20 protein-coding genes are annotated in these 18792 nt (G+C 67.8%); 10 read left to right on the forward strand and 10 right to left on the reverse strand.

Going from position 1 to position 18792, the window contains the following annotated elements:
- Positions 1 to 127 precede the first annotated feature (127 nt).
- Positions 128 to 382 carry a type II toxin-antitoxin system Phd/YefM family antitoxin gene (locus EII35_RS14155; RefSeq protein WP_125229113.1) on the reverse strand — a complete coding sequence of 85 codons (255 nt, stop codon included), beginning with the start codon at positions 380 to 382 and terminating at the stop codon, positions 128 to 130.
- 152 nt (positions 383 to 534) lie between these two features.
- A complete protein-coding gene (locus EII35_RS14160) occupies positions 535 to 3183 on the reverse strand; it encodes a penicillin acylase family protein (protein WP_221739771.1) in 2649 nt (882 codons plus the stop codon).
- 129 nt (positions 3184 to 3312) lie between these two features.
- On the opposite strand from EII35_RS14160, the gene EII35_RS14165 reads away from it, so the two are divergent.
- From EII35_RS14165 to EII35_RS14175, 3 genes are all read left to right on the forward strand, one after another.
- Complete coding sequence (locus EII35_RS14165) at positions 3313 to 4446, forward strand: sensor histidine kinase (RefSeq protein WP_260465143.1); 1134 nt, start codon at positions 3313 to 3315, stop codon at positions 4444 to 4446.
- Complete coding sequence (locus EII35_RS14170; protein WP_125229116.1) at positions 4439 to 5092, forward strand: response regulator; 654 nt, start codon at positions 4439 to 4441, stop codon at positions 5090 to 5092. The genes EII35_RS14165 and EII35_RS14170 overlap by 8 nt, the downstream gene beginning before the upstream one ends.
- Before the next feature lie 148 nt (positions 5093 to 5240).
- Positions 5241 to 5456: a hypothetical protein gene (locus EII35_RS14175; RefSeq protein WP_125229117.1), complete on the forward strand. Its 216-nt coding sequence runs from the start codon at positions 5241 to 5243 to the stop codon at positions 5454 to 5456.
- A gap of 117 nt (positions 5457 to 5573) precedes the next feature.
- Here the strand turns inward: EII35_RS14175 and EII35_RS15735 are convergent, their stop codons facing one another.
- Positions 5574 to 5750: a hypothetical protein gene (locus EII35_RS15735; protein ID WP_185744361.1), complete on the reverse strand. Its 177-nt coding sequence runs from the start codon at positions 5748 to 5750 to the stop codon at positions 5574 to 5576.
- Positions 5751 to 5812: 62 nt separating this feature from the next.
- Positions 5813 to 6490, reverse strand: coding sequence for a hypothetical protein (locus tag EII35_RS14180; protein ID WP_125229118.1), 678 nt, complete (start codon positions 6488 to 6490; stop codon positions 5813 to 5815).
- Positions 6491 to 6754: 264 nt separating this feature from the next.
- On the opposite strand from EII35_RS14180, the gene EII35_RS14185 reads away from it, so the two are divergent.
- A complete protein-coding gene (locus EII35_RS14185) occupies positions 6755 to 7636 on the forward strand; it encodes an HhH-GPD family protein (protein ID WP_260465141.1) in 882 nt (293 codons plus the stop codon).
- On the opposite strand, the gene EII35_RS14190 is transcribed toward EII35_RS14185, so the two are convergent.
- The 6 genes from EII35_RS14190 to EII35_RS14215 all read right to left on the reverse strand — a co-directional run bounded on the left by EII35_RS14190 (position 7626) and on the right by EII35_RS14215 (position 14161).
- Positions 7626 to 8651, reverse strand: coding sequence for an SPFH domain-containing protein (locus EII35_RS14190; RefSeq protein WP_260465142.1), 1026 nt, complete (start codon positions 8649 to 8651; stop codon positions 7626 to 7628). The two genes, EII35_RS14185 and EII35_RS14190, sit on opposite strands and share 11 nt — an antisense overlap.
- A gap of 81 nt (positions 8652 to 8732) precedes the next feature.
- On the reverse strand, positions 8733 to 10091 hold the full coding sequence (locus tag EII35_RS14195; RefSeq protein ID WP_125229120.1) for a S8 family serine peptidase: 1359 nt from the start codon (positions 10089 to 10091) through the stop codon (positions 8733 to 8735).
- Between the two features lie 667 nt (positions 10092 to 10758).
- Positions 10759 to 11619: a sugar phosphate isomerase/epimerase family protein gene (locus EII35_RS14200; protein ID WP_125229121.1), complete on the reverse strand. Its 861-nt coding sequence runs from the start codon at positions 11617 to 11619 to the stop codon at positions 10759 to 10761.
- Positions 11616 to 12611: an inositol 2-dehydrogenase gene (gene iolG / locus EII35_RS14205; protein ID WP_125229122.1), complete on the reverse strand. Its 996-nt coding sequence runs from the start codon at positions 12609 to 12611 to the stop codon at positions 11616 to 11618. Before iolG ends, EII35_RS14200 begins: the two co-directional genes overlap by 4 nt.
- Before the next feature lie 25 nt (positions 12612 to 12636).
- Positions 12637 to 13716 (reverse strand): transaldolase family protein, encoded by a 1080-nt coding sequence (locus EII35_RS14210; RefSeq protein ID WP_125229123.1) that lies wholly within the window; start codon positions 13714 to 13716, stop codon positions 12637 to 12639.
- 106 nt (positions 13717 to 13822) lie between these two features.
- Positions 13823 to 14161 carry a helix-turn-helix domain-containing protein gene (locus EII35_RS14215; protein ID WP_125229124.1) on the reverse strand — a complete coding sequence of 113 codons (339 nt, stop codon included), beginning with the start codon at positions 14159 to 14161 and terminating at the stop codon, positions 13823 to 13825.
- A 156-nt stretch (positions 14162 to 14317) separates the two neighbouring features.
- On the opposite strand from EII35_RS14215, the gene EII35_RS14220 reads away from it, so the two are divergent.
- From EII35_RS14220 to EII35_RS16730, 6 genes are read left to right on the forward strand one after another with little or no spacing between them, the layout of a single operon-like run.
- Positions 14318 to 15067, forward strand: a complete 750-nt coding sequence (locus EII35_RS14220) for a hypothetical protein (protein ID WP_125229125.1) — start codon at positions 14318 to 14320, stop codon at positions 15065 to 15067.
- 10 nt (positions 15068 to 15077) lie between these two features.
- Complete coding sequence (locus EII35_RS14225; protein ID WP_125229126.1) at positions 15078 to 15770, forward strand: hypothetical protein; 693 nt, start codon at positions 15078 to 15080, stop codon at positions 15768 to 15770.
- Positions 15771 to 15780: 10 nt separating this feature from the next.
- Entirely contained in the window at positions 15781 to 16443 is a 663-nt protein-coding gene (locus EII35_RS14230; RefSeq protein WP_125229127.1) for a hypothetical protein, read from the forward strand.
- Between the two features lie 15 nt (positions 16444 to 16458).
- A complete protein-coding gene (locus EII35_RS14235; RefSeq protein ID WP_125229128.1) occupies positions 16459 to 17148 on the forward strand; it encodes a hypothetical protein in 690 nt (229 codons plus the stop codon).
- A gap of 30 nt (positions 17149 to 17178) precedes the next feature.
- Complete coding sequence (locus tag EII35_RS14240; RefSeq protein WP_125229129.1) at positions 17179 to 18417, forward strand: hypothetical protein; 1239 nt, start codon at positions 17179 to 17181, stop codon at positions 18415 to 18417.
- Positions 18417 to 18788 (forward strand): DUF6507 family protein, encoded by a 372-nt coding sequence (locus EII35_RS16730; protein WP_395858257.1) that lies wholly within the window; start codon positions 18417 to 18419, stop codon positions 18786 to 18788. The genes EII35_RS14240 and EII35_RS16730 overlap by 1 nt, the downstream gene beginning before the upstream one ends.
- The last annotated feature ends 4 nt before the right edge of the window (positions 18789 to 18792 follow it).

The raw sequence follows: 18792 nt of genomic DNA on the forward strand, positions 1-18792 counted from the left end.
CACGATTCGCCAGAAGTGTCACCACCACACCCCGCCAAAACGTCACCGATGTCCTGAGGCAGAACTGTCACCGATGTCCTGCGACATAACAAGTCCTCCCAGGCCGCATGCACCCAGACAAGCCGCATCATGCTTCCGTGATCACCAGGTCGTGCGATTCCACGTCGCCTGCCTTGGCCTGCTCGTAGGCCTCGAGGAGTCTGCGTGCGTTCGCCGGCGAGCGGAACAGGTAGGCGGTCTCCTGCCAAGCGGCGTACTCCTCGGCAGGCATCAGGACCGCGTTGCCCTTCCGGGAGACGATCTCGACGGCAACGCGGTCCGTGTTGACCTGCTCGATCAGGGGGAACAACTTCTGGCGGGCCTCACTTGCGCTGATGGACATGTCACCTCCAGTGATCGTACAGGAAAATGGTACCAGTCGTGCTCTCTCCCGGACCGGGTGCAGTTGGGGCGCCTGCGGTCCCGGGTGCTTCCGCTGTTCGTGTCGTCGCTGGGGTCGGTAGTGTCGGATCACCCGAAGGGACGGTGCCTGGTTCAGGCCGGGCGCAGCACCAGCCGATGCTTCGTCGTCGCCTCGATCGCCTCACGGGTGAACGGCCAGGGGTGTCTGCCGCCCGCCGCCCACGTGGCGAACTGGTCGTCGTAGTGCTTCGACAGCGGATGTCCGGAGACCCCCGACGAGGTGCTCCAGTGGGCGGCGTCGAGGTCGGCCAGATCCACCGTCATCCGCATCGATCCCCCGCTGATCACCTCGTAGTCGACGCGACCGTCCTTGACCTGGGGGTTGAACCACGAGGCGTTCGGGGCGTCCCCGGTGCCCCCGACCGGCTGGGAGCCTCGGTTGAAGTACCACCTGACCGGACCCGGGACTCCCTCACCACCCAGGACCTGGTGGGTCGGGGTCTCGACGTGGACCTTCCCCCAGCTCCACGCACTGTGGTCGGTGCCCAGCTGCGCCGTCAGGTCGGCGTCGGCTGCGGCCCAGGTTCGGCGTAGGATCGCATCGGCATCCTCCACCCCTGGTGTGGACTGGTCGTCCCACAGCCGATGCCCGGGGTTGCTGACCAGCCACTCCAGGGTGTTCGGCGAGGAGAAGGTGTACTCCCTGAGTTCGTCGCCCAGCACCTGATCGGCCAGATGGGCGAACAGTGCGGCCATGATCGCGGCCCCCGGCTCCTCGACGGCCATGTGGGCGCCGTCGTCCAGCCACCCTCGCAGCACCTCCTGCTGCTCCCGCAGCCGCGGATCAGCCAGCTTCACGCTGGTGAAGGCCTTCCCCAACGTCTCGGCCCCGGGGAAGCGATCCAGCAGCATCACCTGCCACGCCTGCTCCTCACTGATCGGACCGGCCTCTGCCATCCGCACCAACTCGTCGTACATCGCCTGCGAGCGGTACCCGTGGAAGTACCAGCCGTCCAGGAACGGGCCGCTGTCCTTCGGGGTCACCGGCTGGTTGGCCGGGACGATGATCCCATCCGGCGGGTTGAGCACCGCCGGCATGTCCTCGGGCGCGTAGAACCCCTGCCAGTCGTAACTGGAGTCCCAGCCGGGTCGGGGCCACCGGCCGTCCGCCCCCAGCGCGTCGGCGCCGTGCAGACCGTGGTTCTGATCCGCCTCCGCCTGGATCGGCCGGATCGGGTGCAACCCGGGGGCCTGGTAGCCGATGTCCCCGGCCGTGGTGGCGAACAGGATGTTCTGCGCCGGGTCGCTGAACTTCGCGGCCGCGGCTGCGACCCCCGCGGCATCGCTGGCCCGGTTGAGGTCGAAGATGGCCTCGGCGGTGCGGCTGGGAATGAGTGCCACCCACTGCAGCGCGACGGAGAAGTCCCCCGGGAGGTTCGGGAACCCGGCGAAGTTCGCATCCGGGTTGAGCAGGTCGGAGATGACGGGGCCGTGCACGGACTCCTTGACCGTCAGTTCCACCGGCTCGCCACCGGCCACCTGGATGGTCTCGGTGCGGGTGGTGTAGGCCAGGCACTTGCCGTCACGCAGGTAGGCGTTCTCGCCGACGTTGCGCTCCACCACCAGGTCGCTGACATCCCCGCCGAGGTTGGTGAAGGCCCAGGCCAGATCCGGGTTGCGGCCGATCAGCACGCCCGGCATCCCTGCGAAGGAGAAGCCCTCGACGTCGAAGGTGCAGCCCGCGCCGTCGCCTGTGCAGTGCAGCCCCACCTGGGACCACACCGATGGATGGTCGATGTCCAGGTGCGGGTCGTTGCCAAGGATTGGTTTGCCGGAGGCGGTGTGCTGTCCGCCGATCACGAAGGAGTTCGAGCCGATGCCGTGCCCCTCACCGAGCGAGCCAGCCACCTTCTTCACCGTCGCCTGCGCCGCCTGCACCGCGTCGGTGAAGGAGTTCGGGGTGGCCCCGGAGGCGACCTCGGCGGCGACCTCCGGCGGGCAGTCCACCTCCGTCGCCGCCACCTCGGGCAGCGGGAGGGGATCAGCGATGGGGTAGTCGCCGCGGGGGCGCAGATTGCTCACGCCGTCGGCCAGGACGATGGGTCGGCTGGCGGCCTCGTCGGCGACGGGAAACAGCTCCTCCACGGCCCCGGGGCTGCCCAACTGCTTCAGCAGGGCCATGTTCCCGGCCTCCGTCCCATGGCTGGCGCTGAGGCTGTTCGACATCGCCTTCAGCCAGGCCAGCGAATCGACGGGGGTCCACGGCTCGATCCCGCCGAACGGCACCGTCAGCCCCAGCACGGTGTACTCGTTGGCGATCTGCCACGGGGCCTTGTCCCGGATGTGGGCGTTCACCCCGGCCGCGTAGGCCTCGTACAGGCCGCGGGTCTCGTCGGAGAGCTGCTCCCAGTCCTGCTCCGCAACTCGCCTGAACCCCATGGTGCGCACCGCGATGTCGGACTCCTTCCCGCCTTCGCCGACCAGTTCGCTCAGCCTGCCCGCGGTGATGTGGCGTCTGAGATCCATCTGGAAGAACCGGTCCTGCGCATGGACGAAACCCTGCGCGAACATCAGGTCGCGGTCGGTGCTGGCGTGGATGTGGGGGACCCCGAGCTCGTCCCGCCGGATGGTGACTTCGCCGTTCAGCCCCGCCAGTTGGAGCTCGCCGTCATACTTCGGTAGGGGGGCGCGGGCGATGACAACGAGTCCTGCAGCGGCGATGAGTACGAGGGCGATGACTGCGATCCCGATCCTGAGCAGCCACTTCCTGGGTCCCGACATGGGTTCTCCTTTCGACCCCTCGACGCTACGAACCCCACCGGGACGACACATCCGCCACTCGTCGGGGGCGATCCTCCCCCAACTGGCGGATGTGGGCTCAGGGGAACTCGTTAGGGTGCTGCCGTGGACATGGAGAAGCTGGCTTCACGACTGCCCTGGGTGCTGTGGGTGATCGCGGCGGTGCTGACCATGGCCATCCTGCCCTACGTCGTGGATGAGGTGATCCACGTTCTGGAGGAGCGGACGGATCTCCCCGGTTGGGCCAGGCCCCTGTTCGTCAGCCAGATCGGGGCGCCGATCCTGGGACTCGTGGTGCTGCTCCCTGCCGTGCGTCGGCCCCGGGTGGCACCCGCCGTGATCGCCATCGTGCTGGGCATGGTGCCCCTCGGGGCGGTGCAGCCCACGGCATCGCTGGGAGCAGGTCTCCTCGGGATGCGGATCAGACACCCGCTGCCCGTGGTGCTGGCCGCCGGGATCGCCGGAGCGGGATTGGGCTGGTGCATCGACCCGATCCCCGATCTGAGGAGCAAATGGTTCGACGCCGTCCCGATGACCCTCAGTCTCGTCTCGGCCACGCTGTTCGGGATGCTGCTGCGAGGACAGCAGCAACTCGCCGAGGCCCGGGTGACGCAGAGCAGGGCGGAGGAGCGGGCCCGGATCTCACGCGAGATGCACGACTCGCTCGCCCACCGGTTGTCCCTGATCTCGCTCCACGCCGCCGCCTTGGGGAATCGCACGGATCTGGCCCCGGAGGTCGTCGCGACGACGGCTGCCACCATCCACACCATGACCGCGGAGGCGGGACGGGAGCTCAGGCAGATTCTCCAGGTCCTGCACGACGATGACTCGGGGGCGGCTCCCGTCGTCACCTGGCGGGACGTGACGGCGGTCCTGCAGCGGGAGACCGACGGCGGCCTGCAGGTCGACGCTGAGGTCGCGCCCGGATGGCTCCCGGCCTTCGAGGCGGCGGATGCCCGAACCCGACACGCTGTCCTGCGCAGCGTCGAGGAACTGCTCGGCAATGCCCGGCAACACGGCGACGGCCACGCCGAGCTCTCCTTCGAGGTGACGGCGGACGCGCTGGTACTGACCTGTGCGAACCGCGTCGGCGGGGTGCGGCGGGTCCTTCCCGGGCACGGGATCGGGCTGCCCGGCCTGGGGGAACGGCTGCGGCTGCTCGGCGGTCGCTTCGAGGCGGGGGCGACGGAGGGCTGGTTCCGGGCCCGGGCCGAGTTCCCCACCCGGGAGGTGGATCATGGGTGAGCCGACGCATCGGGTGAAGGTCGTGATCGCTGACGACGAGCCGCTGGTCCGCTCGGCGCTGCGGCTGATCCTCGAGGGTGACCCCGGGATCGTGATCCTCGGTGAGGCGGCCGACGGGCAGGGTGCGGTTGATGCGGCCCGGCGGCTGCGCCCGGACGTGGTGCTGCTGGATCTCCACATGCCCGGTCGGGACGGGGTGTGGGCGTGCGAGCAGATCACCGCGGGGTTTCCCGGGGTGAGGGTCCTGGTCCTGACGGCCTTTGACACGGACCGGATGGTCGCGTCGGCCCTGCGTGCGGGGGCGGCCGGTTTCCTGCTCAAGGACAGCGCCTTCGAGGTCATCCTCGGGGCGGTGCACGACGTGGCGGGAGGGCAGCGTCGCTTCTCGGCGACGGTGCTGGACCAGCTCGTCGTGAACACGGCCGAGGCCGCTCCTGGCCGGGAGCCCGCCAACCTCACCCCGCGGGAGCGCGAGGTGGCGGTGCTGGTGGCCGAGGGGCTGGTCAACAGCGAGATCGCCGAGCGGCTGGGCATCGGGGCGGCGACGGTGAAGACCCACGTCTCGGCCCTGCTGGAGAAGTTCCACGCCCGCAACCGGGTGCAGTTGGCGGTCGCCGTGGCCCAGTGTCAACTGTCCCGGCCGTGAATCCTGCAAATGCGCGGCGCGCTTCCCGGCAGCGCTGCCATCGGTGATGCTCCGCGCATCTGCAGGAGGATCTACAGTGGCCCGGTGCACCGGACGCCCCCGGGTCTCGTCCTGGCGGACTGGGGAGAAGAGTCCCACCCTGAAGTATGTGGAGCAGTTTGCGAGGGCAGCGGGCGTTCCCATGGGGATGATGTTGTTCCCGGTCCCGCCGCGGTTCACTCTTCCCGTTCCGGACTTCCGTGCCGATCCGGAGTTCCGAGGATTTGCCCTGGTCGATCCTCGGGGCCTGCTGGCCTTTGTCAACGCCGACCAGACCGTGAATGGGCAGTTGTTCACGTTGATCCACGAGTTCGCCCACGTCTGACGTGGTGGGTCCGGAAGGTTTATTCCATCGGAGCGAGCTTCCCCTGTGCTTATTTTCAGCGTGTTTCATGATGCGGTTTTCAGGTTCCCCGAATAAGCCTCCCTGTGGCAGTATTGTTCAATCGTCACCACGGCCGTCTCGGAGAGTCAAGATGATCGCGCGAATAATAGCAAAAACAATAAGCAGTAGCAGGGTCGGGAAAATAGCGAGAGATAAAACATCAACAATAATCACAGCGAGCGCCTTCAAATCAAGGCGTGGCGCAACCGAGAGCAGGGTATGGTCGGTTTTCAACCAGGAGCCCTCAGCAGCACCCAACCTACCGGGTCGGGATCGAAACGAATCTCAGCCGGGCCTCACCCCACAACGATATTTGGCCTGTGGGAGTCGACAATGACCATTATGTACACCTCCGATGTTTGAGTTGCACCCACCGTCGCCCCTCCCCAGGAGAAGCCAATGGCCGAAGAGATCTCGGCCGAGTACTTGGCCCTGTTCCCTGAGAGCCGCTCAAGGTGATTGTTGCTGGAACTGCCAAACAGTACCCGATTGTACCAACCGTACGCCCTCGTGACGACTGGTGTTCCTTTAACAGGGACGGAGTAGTCGAAATAGAAACCCATTACCAGGAAAATCGAATCCTGCTCAACCTTGCATTGGGAATACTTCACACTCGAAATGACACTCCTTCCACGACAGCCGGAAACTGCCGCGAGAGAGGTTGCAATCCCTCCATCCACTAACTCGCCATCATCCATCGTCGTCACGACAAGGGAACCATCGTCGTAGATTTCTCGAATGACACCACTCGACCGTTCGACTGTCCTTGGCTCTGTCCCAGGAGTCATGGAATCCCATATTTCGCCTGCTTGGAGCTTGGCAATCAATCTATCCTCGACTTCTTGGCTGACGCCAGCCCGTTTCAAGGCAGTTCTGACTTGGCCAAGATCATCCTCAGAGATGTTTTCGGCTTTAGCGGGAAGAGTGAAGAAAAACAACAAAAGTGATAAAGTCGTCACAAACAATTTTCTCATCTTTGAGAACCCCCTGATATAGCGTAATTGTGGGAATCATAACGCGATGAAAGCTGGATGTCAAGGGTTTTCGCTGTTTAGAGGTCGTTTCCAAACGGTGTCGTTGCTGGCAGGTGTGGGGACCCTGGCCGCGTTGTCCTCCTCGACTGCCACGATCCAGTGCGCTCTTCGTCGTCTGCCGTGCCAGGAAGTCACCGTGACGATCTTCGTGACGATCCCCGATCTGCGCACCCTCTTGGCTGCAGGAGGATCTACAGTGACCCGGTGGACAGGCAGCGGATCCGCGGGGAGATCGTCGCGTGGTTCGGGGACCAGGCGCGTGCGTTGGCGTGGCGGGAACCCGGGACCAGCCCCTGGGGGGTCCTCGTCAGCGAGGTGATGAGCCAGCAGACCCCCGTCGCCCGCGTCGAACCGGCGTGGCGGGAGTGGCTGGAGCGGTGGCCCACCCCCGCCGACCTCGCCGCCGCCGACCCCGCCGAGGTGCTGCGCGCCTGGGGCAGCCTCGGGTACCCGCGGCGGGCGCTGCGGCTGGTGGCGGCGGCCACCGCCATCGCGGCGCTCGGCAACGAGGTCCCCGACGACGAGTCGGTCCTCCTCGGGCTCCCCGGCATCGGGCGCTACACCGCCGCCGCCGTCCTCGCCTTCGCGTTCCGCCGGCGGGCCGTCGTGCTCGACACCAACATCCGACGGGTGCTCGCCCGGCTCGTCGGCGGGCAGGAGTTCCCGCCGCGCAGCGAGACCGCCGCCGAACGCGCCCTGGCCGAGGAGTGGCTCCCCGAGGACGACGACGCGGCCGCGGCCTGGTGCGAGGCGGTGATGGAGCTCGGGGCGCTGGTGTGCACGGCCCGCACCCCCACTTGCGGCGCCTGCCCCGTCGCCGACGACTGCGCCTGGCTCCGGGCCGGTTCCCCCGCGTGGGAGGGCCCGGAGCGGCGGGGCCAGGCCTGGGCCGGGACCGACCGCCAGTGCCGTGGCCGCATCATGGGGGCGCTGCGCCGCAGCGAGACGGGGGTCGCCCTGGCCGACATCACCTGGCCCGACGACGTCCAGCTCCAGCGGTGCGGGGCGGGGCTCGTCGCCGACGGCCTCGCCCACCACGACGGCGACCTCCTGCGCCTGGGACCGGGCCCAGCCGTCAGTGCATGAGGCTCGTGTTGACGACGGGGGTGGCCCGGGAATCGCCACACAGCACCACGAGCAGGTTCGAGACCATCGTCGCCCGGTGCTCCGGGGTCAGGGTGACGATCTCGGAGCTCTCCAGTTTGCCCAGCGCGTCCTCGACCATCGACACGGCCCCCTCGACGATCTTCTCGCGGGCCGCGATGATGGCGCTGGCCTGCTGCCGTTGCAGCATCGCCTGGGCGATCTCCGCCGCGTAGGCCAGGGACGAGATGCGGGTCTCGATGACCTCCAGCCCGGCCAGCCTGATCCGCGCTCCGACCTCGGCCGCCATCTCGCCCGCGATGATCTCGGTGTCGCCCCGGAGCGTCACCTCGACGGCGTCGTTGTCGTAGGGGTGGCTCATCGCGATGTGTCGCAGCGCGGCCTCCGCCTGGACGCGGATGAAGTACTCGTGCCCCTCCACCGCGTAGATGGCCTTGGCCGTGTCCGCGACCTGCCACACGACGATGGCCGCGATGTTGATGGGGTTGCCGTCGGCGTCGTTGACCTTGAGCTCATTGGTCTCGAAGTTGTGCACTTTGATGGAGACGCGACGCTTCGAGGTGAACGGCGTCACGAACCACAGACCCGGCCTCTTGACGGTGCCGATGTAGGAGCCGAGGAACTCGATGACCCGTGCCTCACCGGGGCTGATCAGCACCATGCCGGAGGCGAGGATGAGCAACGACAGGGGCAGCGCGAGCACCCCGAACAGCCCGAGATCCGCGAGGGGGAAGTCCGAGTGCGAGACCGCATCCCCCAGCGGGGTGAACGTGGTCAGCAGTATCGCGAGCAGGATCAGCAGCGCAGGCACCAGCAGGATCGCCAGGAGGCCGGGGATCATGAAGGCCTGCTTCTCCTGCACGTTGACGCGGCTGCCTGACACCCCGACGGGGCGGGCCGGGGGCATGGGCGGACCCGGCGGGGGTGCCTGGGGTGGGTGGGGAGGCTGGTGCGGCGGCATGGGCGGCTGCTGGCCCGGGAACTGTGGTGCTGACACTGTCGGCTCCTTCGAGAAGGTGAACTTCCCCGAACGATAGGGCACCGTCGTTCCAGTCGGGCAGCTGCCCCTGGCACGCGATCAGCCCTGATGTCCCCCCGTCGCCCGATGGGTGAGGTCGGCGTCGACCGAGGCGACCCCGGGAATCGCGGCCAGCGCCCCCTCGTCGCAGGTCGCGGCCGGGGTGCAGCCGTGGATCATGCCGAGGTTCGGCAGGGTCCGGGTGACCGTCATCCCGGCAGCCTCCAGCAGCCCGACGACGTGATCGAGGCGGTCGGCGTGGTCGTCGGCCACCGTGACCACCCAGCTCCGCGGCGGCTGCGCCTCCTCGGCTGCCGGGGCGACGACGAGGCCCGCCCCGACGTCCTCCTTCGGCAGCCCGAGGTCCTTCGCATCCGCGATGAGCCGGTCCCACAGGTCCTGGCCCCTGGCCCCGGTCGCCTCCGCGACGAGGGCCGCGACCCCCGCGACGTGCGGGGTGGCCATGGACGTGCCGTTCAGACTGCGGTAGTGCGCCGGAGCCAGCCAGGCCGAGTGGATGGCCACCCCGGGGCCGGCGATGTTGACCTCGCCACCCTCGACGTCGAGGGCCTGGGCGGAGAAGTCCGCGATCCCCAGGTCCTTGTCGACGGCGCCGACCGCCATGACGTAGGGGCTGTTCGCGGGGGCACCCACGAAGCCGGGGTCCCCGACGCTGCGGGCGGCGTTGTTGCCGGCGGCCGCGATGATGAGGGCTCCCTGCTGCAGGGCGCGACGTCCGGCGGCCACGTACGGCGGATGCACGGTGCGCACGTCCGCGCCGAGGGACATCGAGATGATCTGGCAGCCCTGGCTGAGCGCCCAGTCGATGCCCGCGAGGATGCTGGTGTCCGAACCGGTGCCGTCCTTCGCGAGCACCTTGCCGACGAAGATCTCCGCGTCGGGGGCGACGCCGTAGCCGCGTCCCTCCGTCCAGGTGCGCGGGCCCATCGCTGTGCCGACGCAGTGCGTGCCGTGCCCGTGGACGTCCTCGGGGTCCTCCCCGTCGATGAAGGATTTCGCGGTCACGTGTCGGCCCGTGAAGTCCGGGTGGGAGCTGTTGAAGCCGGTGTCGAGGACCGCGATCCGGATGCCCTTGCCCGTGTACGGCGAGTTCACGGCCCCGATGGCCTGCAGCCCCCACGTCGCCTGGTCGGTGTCCTCGAAGCCGATGGCGCGGTAGATGGTCTCGGGCAGCACCTGGACGTCGACGCCGTCGTGGTCCGCGGTCCGGGTCCGGACGGTGTGGGTGTCGGTCTCTCCCGTCACGATGGCCACGCCGAGTCTGGGGAACCAGTGCTCCAGCGTGAGGCCGAGGCTCTCGACCACGGCCGGGCCGACGTCGGCGAGCCGTTCGGGTTCGGCCGCGTCGAAGACGACGACGAGGCGTGACGTCGAGTGGGTTGTTGCTGCATCGGGCATTGTGTCTCCTTCCCCCGAAGGAGCCCCTCAGGGCATCATGGGTGGTCGTGCGGACACATCCGTTCTACAACGTCCCCCCGACGTTTCTCGCGGATGTGTCCGCCCGGGCCCGGCGGAGGTGCCTGTCACACGAGCCCCAACTCTCGCCCAGGAACACCCCGGGAGGCGCCTCCGCCGGTCTCCCGCCAGTGCCGGTCCGTCGGGAGCCAGGCTCCCATCGGTCCAGCTGTGGTCAAGGGCGAGCGGGACATCCCCTGGTCGAACTCTCGCCGACTCCGACCGGAGACCTTGCCCTTGACACGTCCCCCGCGGACACACACCGTGTTCCTCTCCCCGGCTCAGGGGACGGAATCCCCGTTCCCCGTTGCCCACCGGATGAGTTCATCCGATGTGGCCACCTTGGTGCGTGCCCTACGTTTCATTCCTTAGCGTCAACTGAAGAAATCTCAGGTTCAGCCTACTGGCCTTCAGGAAACTCAGGAGCCAGATTCTGTCGTCCTTACGGACAAGGTCGTGAACCCCTTGTCAGCTCAATGGGCAGAACGGGAGCGGTGTCCCGACGCGGGGACGGCGTCGATTTGCTGAGTGAGGCTCTCAGGAAAGCGGGCGTCGACGCGACACCGCCCGCTCCCCTGGGGGAACGGGCGGTGTGGTTGGTCGGGTTGGCTCAGGCCAGCTTCTGCAGCGCCTCGAAGGACTTGCGGGCGTTCTCCTTCGGGCCCTCGCCCGGCGCCGGATCCTCGTCGAGCATGATGTCCTGCTCCAGGACCCAGTAGCCGTCGAAGCCCACACCCTTGAGCAGCTCGGCGATCGTGGCGAAGTCGACGTCGCCCTCACCGATCGGGGCGAACATCTCGGCCTTGATGCCCTGGCTCCAGGTGAACTCGCCCGTCAGGAGCTTGTCGGTGAGCTCCTTGTGGACGTCCTTCGCGTGCACGATGACGATGCGCTCCGGGTGGCGACGCACGATGTCGACGGGGTCCGCGCCGCCCGCCATGAGGTGCCCGGTGTCGAGGCACAGGCCGACGCTCGTCTCGTCGAGGATCCGCTCCACCTCGTCGGCGTTCTGGATCATGGTGCCCCAGTGCGGGTGCACGCAGGCCTTCACCCCGGCCTCGGCGCAGACCTCGGCGATGCGGTCGAGGTTGGAGTACAGGGTGCGCCACCCCGCCTCGTCGAGCACCGGCCGGTCGTCGTAGCCGTCGCGACCCGAGTCGCAGGCCAGGACCAGCACGGAGCCCCCGGCGACGCGGAACGCCTCCAGTTCCGCCCGGACGGCGGGGATCGGGTCGTGCTCCGGGTCGTGCATGACAGCCAGGAAGAAGGAGCCGACGGGGGTGAGGCCGTGCGCCTTCACGGCCTCGGCGCGGGCCTGCGGCTCCACCGGGAGCCAGCCCTGCGGGCCGAACTCGGTGGCGGTGAGCCCCAGCTCCACCATCTCGGAGAGCACCCGCTCGGGGGCCATCTGGAAGCCCCAGCCGGGCACCTCGCACACACCCCATGAGATCGGGGCGCCAGCAATCCTCATCGTTCAACCTCCACGGTGGTTCCGGTGCGTGCGGAGCGCTCGGCCGCCTCCGCCAGGACGAGAGCGAGCACGCCGTCCTCGACGGTCGGGCTCACGGGGGTGCCGTTGTTGATGGCGTCGATGAAGGCCGTCAACTCGTCACGGTAGGCCTCCGCGTACCGGGTGAGGAAGAAGTCCAGGTAGACCTCCTCCTGATCCGACCCGTGCGCGTCGTTGACGCGGACCGACGTGGCCCGCAGGTTCTCCACCATGACCTCGCCCTCGGAACCGAACAGCTCCACGCGCTGGTCGTAGCCGGTGGCGCAGTGGCGGGTGTTCTTGATGACGGCGACGGCGCCGGAGGCGGCCTGCAGCATCGTCACGGCCCCGTCGAAGTCGTCGACGTGGGCCAGCGCCGGGTCGAGCTTCTGCCCGATCGCGGTGACATGGGTGATCTCGCCGAGGAAGAATCGCGCCTCGTCGAAGTCGTGGATCACCATGTCCTTGAACACCCCACCCGAGACGGCCAGGTACTCCGCGGGCGGCGGGGCCGGGTCACGCGAGATGATCGACAGCTGCTCGATCCGGCCGATCCGGCCCTCGGCGCCGAGGCGCTGGGCCTTGGCGATGGAGGGGTCGAAGCGACGCTGGAAGCCCACCATGACCGGCGGGTGCTCGAAGGTGTCGAGCTCCGCCGCGAGCTCCTTCGCCTCCTCGACCGACGCGGCGACGGGCTTCTCGCACAGGGCTGCCTTGCCCGCCCGGGCCGCGGCCAGGACGTGCTCGCGGTGCAGCGGGGTGGGGGAGCCGATGACCACGGCGTCGACGTCGTCGGACGTGAACGCGTCGTTCGGGTCGACGGAGGCGCGGGCGCCGTGGGGCTCGGCGAGGGCCTTGGCCGCGTCGAGGACGGGGTCGCAGACCAACACGAGTTGGGCCTGCGGATGGGCGGCGACGGTGGCGGCGTGAACCTTGCCGATCCGTCCTGCGCCGATGACTGCGATGCGCAGCATTCGATCTCCTAGGAGCTGAAGAGGGTCAGGGGGCGGGAACGATGATGTCACGCACGAGCCGGTCGAGGTCGGCGTCGGCGTCGAGGAACTGACGCAGCGTCTTGCGGGTGGGCCCGAACTCGGCGAACTCGTCGACGCTCATGCCGTCGGGCTCGTAGGCGCGGACGAAGTCCGGGATGCGCTTCAGCTCCTCGATGTAGGCCGGATCGACGGGCTCGTCCATGCGCTCGCGGGTCTCGTAGTCGGAGTTCGCGATGATCTGCTGCCACTTGAACGGCGGGGAGACGACCACGTCGCCACCGACGAACTCGGACCACTGCATGACGTTGCGGAAGGCGGCGGCGAGGACGCGGGCGCGGTAGCCGCGCTCCTGGAAGATCTGGTAGGCGCGCTTCATGGCGGCGATGCCCGCCCACTCCAGGGCTGACGGGTTGATGAAGAGGCCGTCGCGGGCGACCACGTGCTTGAGCCAGTCGTCGAGGCGGCCGACCATGATGGTGACGACGGGGCCCATCTGGGAGACGTCGTGTCCGGCGGCCTCGCGGGCCTTGAGGCCGCGCTCGATGGCCTCGGCAGCGGCGACCGCCTGGGGGACCGAGAACGAGACGGTGACGTTGATGCTGACGCCGCGGGAGGTGGCGTCCTCGATGGCCTCGAGGCCGACCTTCGTCGCCGGGATCTTCACGACGATGTTGCGTGCGAGGTTGTGGAACTCCTCGGCCTGGTCGGCCAGTGCCTTGGCGTCGCGGTGGAGGCGTGGGTCGGTCTGCACGGACAGGCGGCCGTTGCGGCCGTTGTGCTCGTCGAAGATGGGTTCCAGCAGCTTGGCTGCCTCCACGGACATGTCCTTGACGGCCTGCCAGCCGATCTCGGACTCGCCCCAGGTGGGGTGGGCGTCGGCGATGGTCTTGATGCGGGGGCCCCACACGTCGAGGTGCTTGCTGATGGTGGTGTAGGCGATCACCGGGTTGCAGGTGGCGCCGACGCCGCCGTAGGAGATCGACTGGCGGAGCTCGTCGAGGTCCGAGGAGTCGTTCCACAGGGCGGTCCTGGTGTTGCGGGCCGCGTCGAGGAGCGGACCCGGGGTGTACTCGATGTCGGTCATTGGTTTCACGGACTCCTTCAGTGGCTCGCGACAGCGTCGTCGCCGCCGCGGGCTCAGTCAATCGTAATGGTCAGTCCATGTCAAGCCCATGTAATGACAAATGGGCTCAGCGAACCCGCTTCCGTCGCAGCCGGTCGGCGCGAGAGCGCCCCAACTCGTCGCCCAGGGGGTCGGCGGCATCGACTACCCGGTCCAGCAGGCCGAGGACGTGGAGGACGCGGGCGAGGTTGCCGAGGCCGACGCTCGTGTTCCCGGTCTCGATCCGGCGCAGGGTGTCGCGGGTGATGTCGGCCCGTTCGGCGACCTGCTGGGCGGTGAGTCCCAGTGCCATGCGCCAGCCGCGCAGGTGTTCCCCGAAATCGGCCAGTCGTAGGTTGGAGAGGGGTTCTTCGGCTGCGTCGTTGTGGCTGCTGTGGTCGTCATTGTGTCGCGATGTGGCTGGCATGCTCGTCCTTGTCTCCTCGTGTCGTCATCCGGGTTCTGCGTCCCGCCGGAGGGGTTCCGGATGTCCGGAACCGATCACGGGTGGGGTGGCTGACCCTCCTCGTCCCTACTCTGGGAACAGTTAATCAATTCCTCGTACTTAGTGGGAGATGTGGTCATGAGCAGCAACCAGTGGTCCGGTCCGACGGGACAGCAGGGGCCCGGACCCCAGGGCTACCAGCAGGGGTACCCGCAGCCGGGGCCGGGATACGGACACCTTCCTTACGGGCCGCCGCGGCGGAACAACACCGGGCTGATCGTCGCCCTGGTGGTGGTTCTGGTCCTGGTCATCGGTGGCGGGATCGCGCTGGTCGTCACCCAGCGGGGCAAGACCGTCACCATCGACGCGCAGGGCCAGGTCCAGCCGCAGGGTCAGCCGGGCCAGCCACAGGGGCAGCCGGGCCAGCCGCAGGGTCAGCCGGGCCAGCCGGGCCAGCAGGGTGAGGACAAGCCATCCGATGGAGCTCCCCAAGGTGGGCAGCCTGACGAGGGCCATCCCCGACCTGAGAATCAGCAGCGCAACGGCGGCCCGGCCCCTTCGCTCCCGGAGTCCTTCGCGGGCCTGAAGCAGAGCGGTTCCTCGGAAGGGACCTTCTTCTACACCCCTGAGTCCGGTGGGGATTACGCCAAGACCATCTGGGTCACCCCACAACCGGACAAGTCCATGCAGGACGTGGGGCCGCTGCCTGCGGGTGGCAGGCAGATCCGCGGCTGGGCCTGTTACGAGCTGAAGCAGGACAACACCGGGCTCGGGGGCTGCGTGGGAGAGGCGCACGGTGGAGTCGTGGGAATTCTCGGCGACCCGGGTCAGTACAGCCTTGAGGAGATCGCCAAGCTCGGTGACGACCTGCTCGCCGTGTGGAAGTGAGGTGGTCCTGATGAGCCATCCCCAACCGATGTATCACGGGGCCCCGCCCAGTCGGGGAGGCAATGGAGTGGTGATCGCCTTGGTCGTCGCGATCGTGCTGGCGGTCGGCGGTTTCGGCGCCTGGTGGTTCTTCTTCCGGGATTCCAGTTCGACGCAGCCCGCGTCGCAGGCCTCCGTCCAGGAGCAGCAGCAGCCCGTTCCGGAGCCCGAGGCAGATGCCTCGGTCAGCGTCGATCAAGCGGCGCCGTCCGAAACCGCGGAGCAGGAGGCCGAGGAGCCTCAGCAGGAGCCGTCATCGGCACCCGCTGAGAAGCGGGAGAGGAAGCAGGAGAAGCAGCCGAAGGAACAGCCCTCCGGGGGTGACAACGGCGCCTCGACTCCTCCGTTGCCCCAACGCTTCGGGGAGTTCGAGGCCTCAGGGAAAACCTATGAGAACATCGGCCTGTATTCGAGATCGGATGGAACCTACATCACCTCCACGCTCTTCCCCGGGGGCTATGGCGAGGAACTGATCGACGGTGAGGAGCGCGTCGTTCAGTCGGGTCCGTGGACCTGTGGTGTGAGTGAGGGAGTCACGGACAAAAGGGCCGAGTGCGTCGCCGAGGCGCACGGTCGGACTGTGATGCTCTCGGCGTTCGAGGACCGAATCAGCTTGGAGGAGCTCGCCGCGGCGGGCGACGACTTCCTGGCCGCGTGGAACTGAGGTGGACGCGATGAGTCATCCCCAATCGATGCATCACGGCGCCCCGCCCAGTCGGGGAGGCAACGGCGTGGTGATCGCCCTGGTCGTCGCGATCGTGCTGGCGGTCGGCGGTTTCGGTGCCTGGTGGTTGGTCGGCAGACAGAGCTCACAGCAGACCGAGCCTCAGCCGACGTCCGTGGATCAGACAGAGCAGCCGAGCCAGCAGCCGGAGAGCCAGCCGCCGTCCCCGGGACAGTCTCAGTCCCCGTCGCCATCCCAGGAGCAGCCCGGGAGTGAGTCGGAGGTGCCGAAACAGCCGTCGGACCAGGACACGGGGACGAGCCAACAGGGCCCTGCCCCGGCGCCACCCCTGCCGAAGAAGTTCGGTCAGTTCCGCTTCGAGAAGGAGAAGGAGAGCAAGGGGGTGTCGTACATGTACAGGGCTGAGGACGGCACGTCGATCACCGTCACCTACGCCGACTACGTCACCGCTGATCAACTCAAGATGGGTGAGGGGGCTCGACCCATCCGGGACTGGAGCTGCATCAAGCAGCAGAAGGAAGGGCAGGTGGAAAGCGTGGCATGTGGCGGAGCGGCCCACGAGGGGGTCGTCGTGATCGGAGCAGCTGCTGTCGAGTACAGCCTTGAGGACATCGCGACCATCGCTGATGACCTCATGGCCGCTTGGAACTGAGAGGACCTGACGACCATGAGCATGAACCAACACATCCCTCCGGGGCACGGGGCTCCGGGGCGGAGGGGCGGGAACACCCCCGTCGTCGCCTTGGCGGTGGCGATCGTCGTGGCCGTGGCCGGATTCGGTGGGTGGTGGCTCGTCACCCAGAACCGCGACGGCAAGGCGGTGCCGCAGGAGTCCCTCTCCCTGCCTGCGCCCACCGGGGCGGCGCCGCCTGCCCCGGCCCCGGAGTCCGCCGAACCGTCGTCGAGTCAGGCGCCCCCGTCGGAGTCAGCGGCCCCACGGCAGGAGGAGGCCACGCCACGCGATGAGCAGTCGACGCAGCGGCAGCCCGGATCCGGCGACGGCGACGGAGGTGGGGCCGGGGCGCCACCCCTGCCCAAGGAGTTCGGCGAGTTCACGACCTCCTACGACCCCGATGAGGTCAGCTTCCTGCTCTATTCCGCGCCCGGGTCCCGGCACATCGGGGTGAAGTACCTGAAGGACTCGAGGCAGGTCGAGAGGAAGATCGATCAGCTGCGGGAGACGGAGCAGTCGGGCATCTGGGTCTGTGGCCTGATCCAGTCCAACACCCCGGACGACCCGGCCTGCGTCGCGGAGGCCCACGGTGGGGGAGTGATCGTCATCTCCCACAACACGGACACGAACTACGCCGACGTGCAGGAGATCGGGAACGACCTGCTCGACGTCTGGGGACGTTGAGTTCTGGAAGCAACGGAAAGGGGGACAACCATGCTCGTGAAGGGGAAGACCTTCTGCTTCGAGGTCCCGGACGGCTGGGCGAGTGACGACCGAAGCGGTCAGGTCATCGCGGTGTCCGGCACGGCGTCGCTGGGGTTCATGCCCAACGCGGTGCTGCGTGAGTCGCGGATCGATGAGCGGCGGGATGCGCTGGCCGCGGTGAGCCAGGCGAGGCTGCGGTCGTCGGAGGGGAGGCTGCCGGGAACGCTGACCCTGGGGGTGCAGGCGCTGGAACGTCACGGCGTCGAGCATCGGCGGCTGTGGTACCTGCTGCCGCTGACACCCGACGGTCTGCACGGCAACGTCCTCAGCATTCTCGGCATGCAGGAACTGGTGGTGGCCGAAGGTGTGGTGGCCGAGCTGACGGTCTCCGTGCCGCTCGTGGAGTGGAATCCGGGTGATCTGCATCATGCGATGCTCGACACCCTCAGGCCCCTGCCTCCGGAGGAACGTGCCGAACCGGAGACCAGGGCGGAGGTGCCGGTACCGGAGCTCGACGAGTGGGCGACGGCCCGGGATGGAAAGCCGCGGGAGGAACTCACCGGTGTCGAACCGCCGGAGCTCGTGCTCCAGGGTGCCCCCCTCGTCCTCAGCGACGAGGCGGTGGACCTGTTCACGACCAACGCCCAGAATCGGGTTTTCGCCCCGGTGACGGGGGACGTCGGGGACGAACTCGCGGCGGCGGGGCTCGTCGACGAGGCGGGCAACCTCACCCCCGACGGGTTCTGGTACGCCGATCACATCCTGAGCGGGGAGTTCAGGAGGATCTCGTTCGCCGGGCCGGAGCGTGACGACGTCAGGTTCTGGTTCACCGACCCGAGTGCTGTCCTCGCGATCCCCCACCCGGAGCAGGAGGGGCTCAGGCTGCTGGGTTACTGCCCGTCGAACGATCTGTTCCGGCTGTTTCTCTCCTGGGCGGGGATCACCCCGTCATGGCCGATGGAGCTGAACCTCGAACTGGATGAGGGAGCATTCAGGGCCAAGGCGGACCGGGGCGTGGTCCCTCAGGGCCACGACGGCGACGCCGGGGAGTTCCTGACCCGGGACTGGCGTCTGACATCCCTGTCAGGGCTGAACGGCAGCATCCTCAACTGGATCCACACCGATGCCCGGGGCGACGCGATGGTCTGGGACGGCTCCCGCCTGAACGACACGATCATCATCGAACAGAATCCATCTGAACCGTTCTGGTGGACATTGATTGAAGCAGTGGTGAAGGAAGGTGAATGATGAGCAACGAGGGTTGGCAGCTTGAACCGGCTGAATGTCGCGGGGTATTCACGCGGACGGAGGTCGACAAGGAGAACATGGTATCTGCGCATAAGGGAGTGTCCGATGCGGTGGATGCCCTGTGTGGAACCTTCCTCGGGAAGAGTGGGGAGTTGGCCCCTCTGGTCAATGCGGTTTACAACCGAGTGCTGACGGCCAACATGACAGCCGCAGAGACTCAGGTCGCCAATGCCATTGCTGGTGGGCGTGAGGCCGTAAATGCCTACGACCGAGGGAATTTTGAGGGCTCTTCACAGAAGGCAGTGGAGCCGAGGGCGGCTGTGGCATCTGAGCGACCCGCTCGGTGGCGCTCCGGAGGGTCGGGCTGGTAGTGGG

The sequence above is a fragment of the Arachnia propionica genome (genome assembly GCF_003932785.1).
Taxonomy (GTDB): domain Bacteria; phylum Actinomycetota; class Actinomycetes; order Propionibacteriales; family Propionibacteriaceae; genus Arachnia; species Arachnia propionica_B.

What these genes read in the sequence shown, in the direction of transcription:
- EII35_RS14155 (WP_125229113.1), bottom strand. Translation starts at nt 382, where the DNA reads ATGTCCATCAGCGCAAGTGAGGCCCGCCAGAAGTTGTTCCCCCTGATC.
- EII35_RS14160 (WP_221739771.1), bottom strand. Translation starts at nt 3,183, where the DNA reads ATGTCGGGACCCAGGAAGTGGCTGCTCAGGATCGGGATCGCAGTCATC.
- EII35_RS14165 (WP_260465143.1), top strand. Translation starts at nt 3,313, where the DNA reads ATGGAGAAGCTGGCTTCACGACTGCCCTGGGTGCTGTGGGTGATCGCG.
- EII35_RS14170 (WP_125229116.1), top strand. Translation starts at nt 4,439, where the DNA reads ATGGGTGAGCCGACGCATCGGGTGAAGGTCGTGATCGCTGACGACGAG.
- EII35_RS14180 (WP_125229118.1), bottom strand. Translation starts at nt 6,490, where the DNA reads ATGAGAAAATTGTTTGTGACGACTTTATCACTTTTGTTGTTTTTCTTC.
- EII35_RS14195 (WP_125229120.1), bottom strand. Translation starts at nt 10,091, where the DNA reads ATGCCCGATGCAGCAACAACCCACTCGACGTCACGCCTCGTCGTCGTC.
- EII35_RS14200 (WP_125229121.1), bottom strand. Translation starts at nt 11,619, where the DNA reads ATGAGGATTGCTGGCGCCCCGATCTCATGGGGTGTGTGCGAGGTGCCC.
- iolG (WP_125229122.1), bottom strand. Translation starts at nt 12,611, where the DNA reads ATGCTGCGCATCGCAGTCATCGGCGCAGGACGGATCGGCAAGGTTCAC.
- EII35_RS14210 (WP_125229123.1), bottom strand. Translation starts at nt 13,716, where the DNA reads ATGACCGACATCGAGTACACCCCGGGTCCGCTCCTCGACGCGGCCCGC.
- EII35_RS14215 (WP_125229124.1), bottom strand. Translation starts at nt 14,161, where the DNA reads ATGCCAGCCACATCGCGACACAATGACGACCACAGCAGCCACAACGAC.
- EII35_RS14220 (WP_125229125.1), top strand. Translation starts at nt 14,318, where the DNA reads ATGAGCAGCAACCAGTGGTCCGGTCCGACGGGACAGCAGGGGCCCGGA.
- EII35_RS14225 (WP_125229126.1), top strand. Translation starts at nt 15,078, where the DNA reads ATGAGCCATCCCCAACCGATGTATCACGGGGCCCCGCCCAGTCGGGGA.
- EII35_RS14230 (WP_125229127.1), top strand. Translation starts at nt 15,781, where the DNA reads ATGAGTCATCCCCAATCGATGCATCACGGCGCCCCGCCCAGTCGGGGA.
- EII35_RS14235 (WP_125229128.1), top strand. Translation starts at nt 16,459, where the DNA reads ATGAGCATGAACCAACACATCCCTCCGGGGCACGGGGCTCCGGGGCGG.
- EII35_RS14240 (WP_125229129.1), top strand. Translation starts at nt 17,179, where the DNA reads ATGCTCGTGAAGGGGAAGACCTTCTGCTTCGAGGTCCCGGACGGCTGG.
- EII35_RS16730 (WP_395858257.1), top strand. Translation starts at nt 18,417, where the DNA reads ATGAGCAACGAGGGTTGGCAGCTTGAACCGGCTGAATGTCGCGGGGTA.